The 11938-nt window shown below is 70.6% G+C and carries 12 protein-coding genes; 6 read left to right on the top strand and 6 right to left on the bottom strand.

Going from position 1 to position 11938, the window contains the following annotated elements:
* Positions 1-39 precede the first annotated feature (39 nt).
* The 3 genes from ACQUQF_RS13590 (at position 40) to ACQUQF_RS13580 (ending at position 1255) form a co-directional block, all read left to right on the top strand.
* Positions 40-225, top strand: a complete 186-nt coding sequence (locus ACQUQF_RS13590; protein ID WP_435179639.1) for a DUF7331 family protein — start codon at positions 40-42, stop codon at positions 223-225.
* 49 nt (positions 226-274) lie between these two features.
* Positions 275-697: a DUF7322 domain-containing protein gene (locus ACQUQF_RS13585; RefSeq protein ID WP_435179638.1), complete on the top strand. Its 423-nt coding sequence runs from the start codon at positions 275-277 to the stop codon at positions 695-697.
* 105 nt (positions 698-802) lie between these two features.
* Positions 803-1255 (top strand): DUF7346 family protein, encoded by a 453-nt coding sequence (locus ACQUQF_RS13580; protein WP_435179637.1) that lies wholly within the window; start codon positions 803-805, stop codon positions 1253-1255.
* A gap of 3 nt (positions 1256-1258) precedes the next feature.
* On the opposite strand, the gene rad50 is transcribed toward ACQUQF_RS13580, so the two are convergent.
* The 3 genes from rad50 to fen form a co-directional block, all read right to left on the bottom strand.
* Complete coding sequence (gene rad50, locus ACQUQF_RS13575) at positions 1259-3925, bottom strand: DNA double-strand break repair ATPase Rad50 (RefSeq protein ID WP_435179636.1); 2667 nt, start codon at positions 3923-3925, stop codon at positions 1259-1261.
* Positions 3922-5430, bottom strand: coding sequence for a DNA double-strand break repair protein Mre11 (gene mre11 / locus ACQUQF_RS13570; RefSeq protein WP_435179635.1), 1509 nt, complete (start codon positions 5428-5430; stop codon positions 3922-3924). Before mre11 ends, rad50 begins: the two co-directional genes overlap by 4 nt.
* A gap of 424 nt (positions 5431-5854) precedes the next feature.
* Positions 5855-6838: a flap endonuclease-1 gene (gene fen, locus ACQUQF_RS13565; RefSeq protein WP_435179634.1), complete on the bottom strand. Its 984-nt coding sequence runs from the start codon at positions 6836-6838 to the stop codon at positions 5855-5857.
* A gap of 208 nt (positions 6839-7046) precedes the next feature.
* On the opposite strand from fen, the gene ACQUQF_RS13560 reads away from it, so the two are divergent.
* Entirely contained in the window at positions 7047-7352 is a 306-nt protein-coding gene (locus ACQUQF_RS13560) for a hypothetical protein (protein WP_435179633.1), read from the top strand.
* A 381-nt stretch (positions 7353-7733) separates the two neighbouring features.
* Here ACQUQF_RS13560 and ACQUQF_RS13555 read toward each other — a convergent pair whose 3' ends face one another.
* Together ACQUQF_RS13555 and ACQUQF_RS13550 are read right to left on the bottom strand one after the other, a co-directional pair.
* A complete protein-coding gene (locus ACQUQF_RS13555; protein ID WP_435179632.1) occupies positions 7734-9278 on the bottom strand; it encodes an FAD-dependent oxidoreductase in 1545 nt (514 codons plus the stop codon).
* A 94-nt stretch (positions 9279-9372) separates the two neighbouring features.
* A complete protein-coding gene (locus ACQUQF_RS13550; protein ID WP_435179631.1) occupies positions 9373-9978 on the bottom strand; it encodes a GNAT family N-acetyltransferase in 606 nt (201 codons plus the stop codon).
* Between the two features lie 127 nt (positions 9979-10105).
* Between ACQUQF_RS13550 and ACQUQF_RS13545 the strand changes: the two genes are divergently transcribed.
* On the top strand, positions 10106-10675 hold the full coding sequence (locus ACQUQF_RS13545; protein ID WP_435179630.1) for a class I SAM-dependent methyltransferase: 570 nt from the start codon (positions 10106-10108) through the stop codon (positions 10673-10675).
* 92 nt (positions 10676-10767) lie between these two features.
* On the top strand, positions 10768-11184 hold the full coding sequence (locus tag ACQUQF_RS13540) for a DUF3054 domain-containing protein (RefSeq protein WP_435179629.1): 417 nt from the start codon (positions 10768-10770) through the stop codon (positions 11182-11184).
* Positions 11185-11219: 35 nt separating this feature from the next.
* Here the strand turns inward: ACQUQF_RS13540 and ACQUQF_RS13535 are convergent, their stop codons facing one another.
* Positions 11220-11861: an SdpI family protein gene (locus ACQUQF_RS13535; protein WP_435179628.1), complete on the bottom strand. Its 642-nt coding sequence runs from the start codon at positions 11859-11861 to the stop codon at positions 11220-11222.
* Positions 11862-11938: the final 77 nt, after the last annotated feature.

The following is an 11938-nucleotide window of genomic DNA, read 5'->3' as shown; positions in this document are numbered from 1 at the left end:
ATATCATGCTAACACATACCAAAGGAAGAGGTGACGCCAATGTCCGACCACGTCGACACCGGTGACGAGCTGGACCGTGCGCGAGCGGCACTTCCCGAACCCGACGACGGGGAGGCGACAGTCGAGTCCTACGAGACGGAGGACGGCGTCGTATTCTACGACGCGGACAACCCGTTGGCGTGGTTGAAGGCGGGCCGACCGCTCACGCTCAGCGAGCAGGTCTGACGCCGCCCGGACGAAGCGCTTTTCCACGTGCCGTCTCCACAGTCGAACGGTGCCGCCTGACGACCCGACGCCGGACGAGCCCGACAACTCGGCCGGCGAACTGCTGCCCGAGGACCGCCCCGGCCCGGAGGCCGACCTGCTCCCGGACGACCCCTCCGAGGGGCTCGCCCCTGACCCGCCGAGCGTCCCGGAGTTCTCTGCGGACGACGCCGACACCGAACTGCGCCGCCAGTTCTGGTCGCTGGTGCTGCTGTTCAACGTCGCGCTGTTCGGGATGAGCCTCGGGCTCATGCTCGTCGGCTTCGAGGGCGAGTGGAAGATCGGGGGCGGGCTGTTCGTCGTCGGCGCGTTCGCGTTCGCCCGCGGGTGGCACGGCTACCGGCGGGCGACCGCCGACGCCGACGGCACCGATGGAGGAGAGACCGTCGACTCCGAGAAAGACGGCGCCGACGAGGCCCACGCAGAGGACTGACGCCGAGCGTGTCGACGGCGCGTCTGACTCCGACGATGCTCGCCTGAATTCCTCCCGTTCCGCCACTCCGCAACGACTAACCCCGCGACGGCCCTACGCCGGCCCATGCGAACCGTCCGGGACGAGTCGGGGACCGTCTACCTGCTCGTCAAGGAGTCCGGCGACGCCTGCAAGGTCCGGGACCCCGAGACCGGCGAGGAGAGCTACCGCGACCGCGACGCTCTCGAACCGGCCGCCGGCGAGTCGCCGCTGGCGACCGCGGCCCGCGCCGTCCCGGAGCCCGCCCGGCGGGTCCTGACCGCGACCCCCGACGAGCGCGCGCTGGGACTGCTCGTCGAGCTGCGCGAGCGCGGCCCCCACTCGGTCCGCCACCTGCTCGACGCGACCGACCTCTGCGAGAGCGACCTGCTGGGCGTGCTCACCGAGTTCCGCGCGGCCGGCCTCGTCGAGGAGGCCGACGTGATGGGCGAGCGCGGCTATGCGGCGACCGACCGAGCCGAGGAGGGACTCGCACTCCTCACCGGCGAGGCTGCGAACGGGAAGAATCGGCGGGAATAGCGTTCAGTCCGCGGCTTCTACGAGCGCGTCGCGTCGTTCGACGGTCGAGCGGTTCGACACCGCGTCCTTCTCGACGTACACCACGTCGTCGGCCGCCGCCACCAGCTCGTCGTCGTGGCTCACGACCACGATCTGTTCGACGCCGAGCGTCCGCATCGACTCGATGAGCTCGGCGAGCTGCGAGACGTGGCCCGAGTCGAGGAAGACGGTCGGCTCGTCCAGGATGAGCGGCGGCATCGGCGCGGTCCCCTCGATGCCCTCCGAGAGCAGCCGGTAGATGGCGCACCGGAGGCTGAGGTTGAACAGCGCGCGCTCGCCGCCCGAGAGCTGCTCGGGGTCGAGCGGCTCGCCGTCCTTCTGGTAGACGGTCAGCTCGTACTCGCCGTCGAGCCGGATGCGGGCGTACGAGTCGTTCTGGTAGACGAGGTCGAACACCTCGTTGAGCATCGACTCGAGCTGGTCGACGTTGCGCTGGCGGAGCTCGGCCCGGAGGTCGCCGTACATCCGCTGGAGCTGTTCGGTCTCCTCCCGGAGCGACTCCAGGGCCTCGACGCGCTCGGCCAGGTCGTCGCGCTTCTCCCGGAGGTTCTCGAGCTCCTCGAGCTCGCTCTCGACGCCGCCGACGGCGCTCTGGAGGTTGTCGCGGCGTTCCTCGAGCTCCTCGAGCTTCACCGCGACCTTCTCCAGGTAGTCCTCGGCCTCTTTCTTGTCCTCGCGGGCGGACTCGACCTTCTGCTCGTCGTAGCTCTCGCGGAGGTCGGCCCGGCGCTCGCGCTTCTCGGCGAGGCGGTCCCGGCGCTGGTCGTTGACCGCCTCCAGGTGGGCGCGCTTCTCGCGGTGGCGCTCGGCCTCGTCCTCGGCGTCGGCGATCTGCTCGCGCACCGACTCGATCTCCTCGAGGCGCTCCTGCTTCGCCGCGATGGCCTCTCGCTCGGCTTCGAGCTCCTCGACGCGGGCCTCGCGTTCCTCGGCCTTCTCCCGGAGGTCGGCGGCGTCGCTTCGCTTGTCCTCGGCGTCGGCCGCGAGCTCGTCGGCCTCTTCGCGTAGCTCCACGGCCTCCTCGCGCTTCTCGGCGACGGCGGCCTCCTTGTTCTCGACCAGCTGCTCGACGTTCCGGCGGTTCTCCCGCTTGCTCTCGACGGTGCGCTCGGCCTCGCGGAGCCGCTGGGCCGCCTCGACGTCGTCCTCGACCGCCTCGCGGTCCTCGCGGACCGACTCCAGTTCGGCCTCGAGCTCGGCGGCGCGCTCGCGGTCCTCGTCGACCGAGTCGACGTGCGGGGAGTCCTCGACCGGCTGGCCGCACTCGGGGCACTTGCCCTCCTCCAGCAGCGCCTCGGCCTCCTCGATGGCGTCCCGGAGGCTGGTGAGCTCGGCGGTCAGCTCCTGCTCGCGCTCCCGGAGGTCGGCGAGCTCCTCCTCGAGTTCGTCGAGGTGCGCGTCGGCCTCGCCGAACGCGACCGGGGCGTCCTCGAACGCCGCCTTCTCGGCCTCGATCTGCTCGCCGAGCGCTTCCAACTTCTCGCGGTACTCCTCGAGGTCGGCCTCGGCCGCGTCGGCCTCGCCGGCGAGCTCGTCGGCGCGCTCGCGCTTCTCGGCCGCGCGGGCCTCCAGCTCCTCGGCGCGCTCGGCGAGGTTGCCGGCCTGGTTGTCGAACATCTGGGCCTGGGTGCGGGCGTCGCCGAGCTCCTCGGCGAGGGCCTCGTCGTCCTCGTCGAGCTCGGAGAGTCGGGACTCGATGGCGTCGGCGTCGGCCGAATCGAGCTCGGTCTCGGCCAGCAGCTCCGCGACCGTCTCCTCCAGACGCTCGATGCGCTCGCGGAGTTCCCGGACCCGCTCGCCGTGGTCGGCCCGCTCGCGATCGGTCTCGCTGATCTCGGCCTCCAGCTCCTCGATGTCCTCGGTCAGCGACTCCAGCTCCTCGCGCTTCTCCTCGTAGCTCTCCAGCACCTCGACGGCCTGCTCGCGGGTCTCCTCGGCGGTCTCCCTGTTGTCCTCGAACCGCTCGATCTCGCTCTGGGTGTCGGCGAGCTTCGACCTGAGGTTGTTCAGCCGCTCGTGGAGGTTCTTGTCCTCCTTCTCTTCGATCTGGTCGTCGAGCCCGGCGAGCCGGCCCTCCTTGTCGTCGAGCACCGACGTGACCCCCAGCCGGGCGTCGCTGGCGCGCTCGCGGTACTCCTCCAGCTTGCCGAGCTGGAGCAGGTCGTCGATCATGTCCTGGCGCTGGGCCGGCGTGGCGTTGATGAGCTTGTTGACCTCGCCCTGCCGGACGTACGCGCAGTTGACGAACGCCTCCGAGTCCATCCGGAAGAGCCGGGTGATCTCCTCGCGGACGTCGCGGGCGCCCTCCACGGTGTCCTCGGGCGTCTCCAGCACGCACTCGGCGGTCGTAGCGCGCTCGCCGGTCGCCCGGATGCGCCGCCGGACGTGGTAGGCGCCGCCGTCGTGGGTGAACCACAGCTCGACGATGGCCTCCTCCTCGCCGATGGTCACCACGTCGTCGAGCGTGCGGTCGAGCGCCCTCGCGCCGTAGAGCGCGAAGAAGCACGCCTCCAGCAGCGAGGACTTGCCGCTGCCGTTCAGCCCGTGGATGACGGTGACGCCCGGGTCGAGGTCGAGGTCGGCGTCGGCGTAGCACTTGAAGTTCCGGAGGCGGACGCGGTCGAACTTCACAGGTACTCCTCCAGGGTCCCGTCCGCGGTGTCGGTCTCGCCAGACGAGGCGTCGTCGGTTCCGGGTTCGGGTGTCCCGTCGTCCGACCCCGGTTCGGACCCGGCGTCGCCGGCCTCGGCGTCCGACGGGGGTTCGGCGTCCGTAGCCTCGCCGTCGGCCACGGTCTCCGTCTCACCGCCGGCCTCGGCGTCCGCCGCGACATCGGCGTCGGCCGCGGCCTCCGCGACCGCCTCGACCGCCTCGGGGTCGTTCGGGTCGGGCGCGCGCTCCCCGTCCCCGTGCTCGTCGGGCGTCGCGGCGTCGCTGCGCTCCTGGTCCCGCGGGGCCGCTCCGTCCTCGTCCGTGCCCGGCCCGGCTCCGTCGTCAGCCTCGTCGGTCTCCGCGGGCGCCGACTCGAACGACGCGAGGTCGCCGTCCTCGACCAGTTCGCTCACGCGGTTCCGGACCGACTCCCGGACGTTCGAGTCGGCGATCTTGCTCGCCCGGACCGTCTCGTCGATGCCGCGGGCGGCCTCGCTCAGGCCGAGGTCGCGGACCCGCTCCCGGACGGCGTCGTCGGGGTCGGCGAACGAGACGTCGACCTCGCCATCGTCCTCCTCGATCTCGCGGCGATCCCGCACCCGGGCGACGAGCGCGCCCCGGTCCAGCGCGAACTCCTCGACCCGGGCGGGCGTGACCTCCTCGCCCTCGCCGTCGATGTCGACGATGGCCACGGCGTCCTCGAGGTCCCGCTCCCGGAGCTTCTCTCGGACCCGGTCGATGCCCTCGCCCTCCGCGAGGTCGGCCTCGACGTACTCGAAGTCGCGGGTGACGTCGAGCCCCCGCCGGGTGATGGTGACGTCGCCGTCGAACTCCACGATGTTGTACCCGCGGTCCTCGCGCTCGTCGGCGCTACAGCGCTCGGTCGACCCGCAGTAGGTGACCCACGTCTCGGCGACCTCCTTGACGCCGGGGTCGTGGTTGTCGCCGAGCAGCATCGCGTCGAAGTCGACGTCGGCCTCGGTCAGCACCTCCTCGGCGTCCCAGTCGCCCAGGTCGAAGGGCTTGAACAGCCCGTGGCTCACGAGCGCGGCGTGGGGCTGGTCGTGGGCGTCGAACGCGTAGTCGAGGTCGTCGCGCTTGGACCGGGGCACGTGGTCGAGCCCGTAGAAGGCGGTCTCGCCGACGACCTCGGGGTCGTCGCGCAGGCGGGTGGCCAGCCCCAGCATCTCGAAGAGGTCGAGCCACTGGCGCCCGCGGGTGCCCTCGTGGTTGCCGACGATGGCGAGGAAGGGGATGTCGGCGTCCCGGAGCTTGCCCAGAATCGAGATGGTGCCGTGGAGAGCGTCCAGGTCGGGGCGACGGTCGTGGAACAGGTCGCCGGCGTGGACGACGGCGTCCACGTCCTCGGCGATGGCGTCGTCGACGACCTGCTCGAAGGCCCGGCGGAAGTCCGCCCGTCGCTCGGGGGAGTGGTACTGGCGGTACCCGAGGTGGGTGTCCCCCGTGTGTATCACCCGTGTCATCGATTCGTCGTTTGCGTCCGGAACCTAAAGGCGTTCCGCGACGTGCCAATCGGGGGAGGGCTCTCCGGGGTCGGTCCGCGCTCGGTCGACTCGACGTCGGTCATGTCTCGGAGTCGCGCGCTCTCGGCTATAAACCTTGGTCTGTTCGCGGGGCGGGTTTTCACCGTTTTGCAGGTACTCGATAATCCAGCAGTTGGCGCGCGCTGGCGGCCCCTCGTGGGCCGCCATCGTCGTGCGAGGGATGAGGACCGCAGGGAGCGTAGCGACCGAGGACCGCAAGCGGTTGGGGAGGGGTGAGGCTCGCGGTCGCGGGGCGGTGCGGGACAGATGTGACGGCAGTAGCTAGCGAATCAGATTCAAGCAGAAATTCCTGCCGTAGTTCGTAACGGTCAATGACTCCTGAAGCGACACTGCCCCCGGGCCGCTACGTCCACTTGTCCAGCCCCGTCTGGACCACCGACTCCTCGATGCGCTCGAAGCCGCGCTCGACCTCGTCGGCGTGGACGCCCCACTCGTCGACGACGTACTCTCGGGCCGCGTCGAGGTCCGGGTCCATCTCGGTGTCGAACGCGTAGTCGTCCGAAACCGTCGGGTTCAGGAACAGCTCGCGGATGACGTCGACGTCCTTGTCGATGCTCTCGCCCCGATTCTCGAGCACGCCCCAGATGTCGCCGTACTCCTTGACCTCCTTCAGCGCGGTCTTTGGGCCGACGCCGGGGACGCCCTCGTTGAAGTCGGTGCCGCAGAGGATGGCGATGTCGACCAGCTGCTCCCAGGTCACGTCGTGCTTCTCGAGGGTGGCCTCGAAGTCCATCAGCTCCGGGTCGCCCTTGCTGGTGAGCTGGCGCAGCGTCAGCGGCGCGCCCAGCGGGAGCGCGTCGTAGTCCTCGGTCCCGCAGTAGTCGACCGCCCCGGTGCGGTTCATGTACGCGGCCTGGGCCTCGCCCTCCGCGGGCGCCTCGATGTACGGCACGTCGAGCCGGTCGAACAGCTCGCGGGTGGTCTCCTGGATGGTGGCGGTCAGCCGCTGGGTGTGGGCCTCGAGCCGGGCGATCTCGACCGCGTCGCCCTCCTCGCGGGCCGCCTCCAGCTGCTCCTCGCGCTTCTCGCGCTCCTCGCGGCGCTGCTCGATCTCGGCGGTCTTGTGGTCGGTGACCGCGCCGTCGAAGACGAAGACGGGCGTCAGGTCGTTCTCGAAGAACTTCGGCAGCCCCTGGACGACCCCGATGAGGTTGGCGACCTCGGTGCCGTCGTCGGTGGTGTACGCGTCGTCCTTCGTCCACTTGACCGTGGTCGTGAGGTACTTGTAGAGCCAGTTGTGCGCGTCCACAGCGACGGTGTTACCGTCGAGCTCCTCGAAGGGGACCTCCTCTAGTACCGCGAGCTGGCGCAGGTCCGTGTTTCCCATTACTACGGGGTAGGTATCGCGGGGGTTTGAAACCTACTCCTCCGGATCGCCGGCGCGCGTTCGGCTGCCGTCGTGAGTTCTCGCGCACTAGCGATACGAGTCCGCAGTCGGGGCCAGCCGGGAGCGATTGATCGACCTGAAGCGTGTGTTCTCCGTGTCTGCCCCGAAAGATTATTATCAACGGAGTTGGATTATCGGGCTGGAATTAATGGTCGACTCCGCGCTCGTCTGGATCTCGCTAACGACGCTGGTGAGCGTCGTCGGTGTCGCCGCGGTCGCCTACCGCTACGTCCGATCGACTGAGTATCGTCTCGAGGCGTTTGCGGTGGCGGTGGTGTTCGGCGGGTACGGGCTCGAACTTGTGATGGCGAACGGCTATCTTCCCGGAAAGTCGCTTCTCGGTGCCGCTGTCGACCCCTGGGCCGTTATCGCAGTCGTCGTAGCGGTCGTTAGTCTGATCGGTAGCGATCGACTCCGGAGATGGTATCGGGGTCGACAGGGCGGGTCGCGATAGATTCTCCTCTCCTGGTCCGGCATCAGGGTCCCGTACGACCGGCAATTGGCGGGTTTTGGACAGGGTGAGTTCGGGAACGGGACCGAATCTGAGCTAGCTACTGCCGTCACATCTGTCCCGCACCGCCCCGCGACCGCGGGCCTCACCCCTCCCCAGCCTCTTGCGCTTCTCGCTACGCTGCGATGCTCATCCCTCGCGCACATCGGCGCGACTACCGGAGGACTCACTTCGTTCGTCCTCCGAGCCCTGTCGTCCGAAAATCTCCGATTTTCGGGATCACGAAAGGCGAAGCCTTTCGAACGACTTCGCTACGCTAAGCAGGACACTGCCGGGTCGCGCCAGTGCGCGCCGATTGCCAAATTCGAGGATGGCAAACTGGCTCTACTCCCCGCGCTTCGGGAGGTCCTCGACGGCCGGCCCGTCCAGCACCTCGCCGTCGACCGAGAACCGCGAGCCGTGGCAGGGGCAGTCCCACGACTGCTCGCCGTCGTTCCAGTGGACGATGCAGTCCATGTGTGTGCAGACCGCCGAGACGACGTGGAGCTCCCCGTCCTCGTCGCGGGCGACCGCCCACTGCTTGTCCCCGCGTCGAACGACCTCGCCCTCGCCCGGCGCCACCGCGGGGTCGCCGCCCCGGAACGGCGCCTTGGCCCAGTCGCGGGTGAACTCCTTGCCGACGTCGAGGTTCTCCGACAGCAGCTCCTTGCCCGCGGCGTCGAGGTCGACGCGCTGGGGGTCGAAGGCGTCGGCCCACTTCGGGGTCGTCCCGCGGGCGAACGCCGCGAGCATCCGGCCCGCGGCTGTGCCGTTGGTCATGCCCCACCCGCCGAACCCCGTGGCGACGTACACCCCGTCGCTGGTCGGCCCGAGGTCGCCCACGTACGGGATCTTGTCGACCGAGACGTAGTCCTGGGTCGACCACCGGTACCGAACCGCCTCGATATCGAAGTGGTCGCGGGCCTGCCGCTCCAGCTTGCGGTACCGGTCGGCTGTCGACCCGCCCTGGCCGGTCTTGTGGTTCTGCCCGCCGACCAGCGCCGCGGGGCCGTCGGCGCTCGGGACCGACCGGACCGAGAAGTACGGCGACTCGTCCCGGTAGTACATCCCCTCGGGCGGCTCCTCGGCGAGTTCGACCGCCAGCACGTACGACCGCTTGGGGTACTGTCGCGCGAAGTAGGCGGCGTGGTCCTCGATCGGGAAGTGGGTGGTCACCAGCACGCTGTCGGCGGTGACGGTCCCGCGCTCGGTCTCGACCCGACAGCGCCCCTCCTCCCCGCCGCCCGACCGGTCCTCGACGTCGGTCACCTTCGTCTGCTCGTACACCGTCGCGTCGCCGGCGTCGGGCAGGTCCTCGGCGAGCGCGAGCAGGTACTTCCGGGGGTGGAACTGTGCCTGGTCGGCGAACTTCACCGCGCCCGGCGCGTCGTCGGGGAACGGCGGGTCGTCGACGTACGAGGCCGGCAGCCCCAGCCCCTCGGCGACCGTGGCCTCGCGCTCGACCGTCGCGCGCTGGTCGGCGCTCGCGGCGTAGGTGTACGCCGGCAGGCGCCGGAAGTCGCAGTCGATGCCGTGCTCGTCGACTCGCGAGGCCACTTCCTCGATGGCCGCGGCGTTGGCGGCGGCGTACTGCCGGGCCGCGGTCCGGCCGTGCTTGTCGACCAGGTCGTCGTAGACGAGCCCGTGCTGGGCGGTGACCTTCGCGGTCGTCCGGCCGGTGACGCCCTCGACGATGCGGTCGGACTCGAGCAGCGCGACCGACTGGCCGGCCTCCGCGCACTCGAGCGCGGCGGTCACGCCGACGATGCCGCCGCCGACGACCGCGGTGTCGACCCGCCGGTCGCCGTCGAGCGGCGGGTAGTCGGTTCGCTCGGTCGTCGCGAGCCACAGCGATTCGTCCTCCCCGGGTAACGCGTCTCTCTCCCCCATGTGAACCCCGAACCGCGTCCAGATTCGACCTCGGCGCGCTTAATCCCGGCGGCCCCACCCCGCGCGTTGCACTGGGGAATCGTTGGAGGCGGCGCTACCCCGGGTCGGCGACCGGGTCGGGCGGTCCCGCGCCGGCCTTCGCCGCCAGGAACTCCCGCTCCGCTCGCGCGAGACCCTCCCGCTCGCGGTAGGCGTCGAGCCCCGACTGGTACCGCTCCCGTGTTCGGTCGGCGGGCGCGGCCATGACCAGTTCGGCGAGCCCGGTCCGCTCGCCGGTGTAGCCGAACCCGGCCTTCGAGAGCGCGTGGTAGGCGAAGGGGTTGTTGACCGCGATCTGCACCCGGTCGTAACCCCTCTCGCGGAGCCGCGCGGTCGCGAACTTCGCGAGCCGCGCCCCCAGGCCCTCGCCGCGGCGGTCGTTCCGGACGGTCACGTACCGGAGCCACGCGGTCGCCGGGTCGGTCCGGTCCCCGTTGAACGCGATCGCGCCGACGATGCTGTCGTCCGCTATCCAGTCGGCGTCGGGGTCGGACTCCCCGACCGGGGCGTCGTCGTCCGCGGCCGGCGGCTCGGCCTCCGGATCGCGGACCACCGCCTTCCCGGTGTTCGACATCACGAACTTCCCGGCGTAGCTGAACGCGCGGTGGTCGAGCCGCAGCTTCGGCCCGTCGTCCGGCCACCCGACCACCGCGTACTCCATGCCGGCGGCTTCGGGCCGGGGCGGTAACTGTGCTTCGCTCGAGACGGTAGCGCGATTGTGGCCCCGCGTGCTGACCCACCCGCTCGGCGGGTCAGCTTTTTGCCGCGTCGCGTCGTGACGGTGGCCCATGAGCCGCGCGGGCGACGTCGCGACCTTCGACCGCGTTGCCCGGTTCTACGACTGGGTCTCGCCGTCGGCGGACGCGGCGGAGTTCCGAGAGGCCCTCTCGTTCGCCGAGCGCGACGTCGAGCGCGTCCTCGACGTCGGCGGCGGCACCGGCCGGGGCGCGAGCGCGCTCGACGTCCGGGAGCGGATCGTCGCCGACGCCGCCGCGGGGATGACCCGGCAGGCGCGACGCAATGGGTTCGAGGCGGTCCGGGCCGACGCCGGCCGGCTGCCTTTCGTCGACGAGAGCGTCGACGCCGTGCTCGTGGTGGACGCGCTCCACCACTTCGGCGACCCGGACCGGGCGCTTGCGGAGGCGGCCCGGGTCCTTCGCCCCGGCGGCGTCCTCGTGATACGGGAGATCGACCCGACGGCGCTGGTCGGCCGACTCGTCGAGTGGGGCGAGCGCGCCTACGGCTTCGACTCGACGTTCTTCCCGCCCGCGGACCTCGGCCGCCGGGTCGCCGCCGCGGGCCTCGACGCCAGGTTCCGGTCGTCGGGCTTCGAGTACACGGTCGTCGGGCGGGCCTGACTCGCGGGATCGCCGTGGAACTCGCTTTAAGCGGCTGGCGGCTCGCGGGCCGCATCGCGGGAATCATAACCGCGGGGGTCCAACTCGCAGCCATGAGCAACGCCGAAGGGCTGTTCCGGTCGCGGGTGGACCGCTCGTCGGGCGCCGCGCTGCTCGCGCTCGGCGACCTGCTGGTGCTGGTCGGGTTCCTCGTGATGGGCGAACTCCGCCACGGCGTGGATCCGATCCGGCAACCCCTCGTGGTCGCCGACACCGTGGGACCGTTCCTCGTCGGCTGGATCGTCGCGTCGTTCGCGGCCGGTGCGTACGCGCCCGGCGCCACTCGGACCGTCAAGTCGGCCGTCGTCCGCGCGGTGGCCGCGTGGGTCCCCGCGGCCGTCATCGGACTGGCGCTGCGTGCCACGGGATACTTCCACGGCGACTCGCCGCTGTCGTTCGCGCTGGTCGTGACGGGCGTCGGCGTCGTCTCCTTCTCGCTCTGGCGCGCGGCGGTGGCGTTGGTGCGCTGACCGGTCCGGCCTGTGGTCGACCGCGGACTCCGAGGCTACGCGCCGACCCGGCGGTACTCCGCGTAGGAGAACACCGCGGCGTACAGCGACACCGCGAGGACGGGCGCCACGACGAGGAGTTCGGCGTACGCCGGGACGAGCGCGCCCAGGGCGGCCACGACGCCCGCGAACTTGAACAGCGGCGCGGCGCGGTCGTGGGTCCGCTTCCAGACCTCGTCGCTGGAGATGGTCCACGGGGTCCGGATGCCGACGAACCAGTTGCGCTCGGCGTGGGCCGAGAGGACGCCGACGTAGTAGTACAGGGCGCCGACCGCCGGCGCGAGCGCCTGGATCAGCTCGAACTCGTAGCCCGCGTTGGCGGCGACCACGACTGCCTGGAGGTACGCCAGGAACGCCAGCACCAGTACGACGAAGGTGTCGTACTGCGCGCGGAACTGCTCGACGTTCTCGCCGAGCGGGTCGATTCGCGGAACCACGGCGAACAGTCCGAGCAGGGCCGCCATGAGCACGGGAAACAGCCCGAGCGCGAGCAGTTTCGGCGTCCGGCCGTCGATCTCGCCGGCGGCGTTCCAGTGGGTCGCCATCTCGGCGGGCAGCTGGGGGTACGCGAGCGCGCCGAACACCGCGGAAGCCGCCACGAGGGCACCGCCGATCGTGTAGCTTCGTCGGGGACTCATACGCCAGAGTTGTCGGTTACGGGATATAAATCTGGGGTCGGTCCGGAACTCTGGGGCCGGTTCGGAACTCTGGGGTC

Source organism: Halorussus sp. AFM4 (assembly GCF_051194995.1).
Lineage (GTDB): Archaea > Halobacteriota > Halobacteria > Halobacteriales > Haladaptataceae > Halorussus.
This window is presented reverse-complemented; position numbering and strand designations above follow the sequence as displayed.

Excerpts from the sequence above, each read along its gene's own strand:
- ACQUQF_RS13550 (WP_435179631.1), bottom strand. The coding sequence starts at position 9,978 with ATGGAGTACGCGGTGGTCGGGTGGCCGGACGACGGGCCGAAGCTGCGG.
- ACQUQF_RS13580 (WP_435179637.1), top strand. The coding sequence starts at position 803 with ATGCGAACCGTCCGGGACGAGTCGGGGACCGTCTACCTGCTCGTCAAG.
- ACQUQF_RS13555 (WP_435179632.1), bottom strand. The coding sequence starts at position 9,278 with ATGGGGGAGAGAGACGCGTTACCCGGGGAGGACGAATCGCTGTGGCTC.
- ACQUQF_RS13535 (WP_435179628.1), bottom strand. The coding sequence starts at position 11,861 with ATGAGTCCCCGACGAAGCTACACGATCGGCGGTGCCCTCGTGGCGGCT.
- mre11 (WP_435179635.1), bottom strand. The coding sequence starts at position 5,430 with ATGACACGGGTGATACACACGGGGGACACCCACCTCGGGTACCGCCAG.
- ACQUQF_RS13560 (WP_435179633.1), top strand. The coding sequence starts at position 7,047 with ATGGTCGACTCCGCGCTCGTCTGGATCTCGCTAACGACGCTGGTGAGC.
- ACQUQF_RS13545 (WP_435179630.1), top strand. The coding sequence starts at position 10,106 with ATGAGCCGCGCGGGCGACGTCGCGACCTTCGACCGCGTTGCCCGGTTC.
- ACQUQF_RS13540 (WP_435179629.1), top strand. The coding sequence starts at position 10,768 with ATGAGCAACGCCGAAGGGCTGTTCCGGTCGCGGGTGGACCGCTCGTCG.
- fen (WP_435179634.1), bottom strand. The coding sequence starts at position 6,838 with ATGGGAAACACGGACCTGCGCCAGCTCGCGGTACTAGAGGAGGTCCCC.
- ACQUQF_RS13590 (WP_435179639.1), top strand. The coding sequence starts at position 40 with ATGTCCGACCACGTCGACACCGGTGACGAGCTGGACCGTGCGCGAGCG.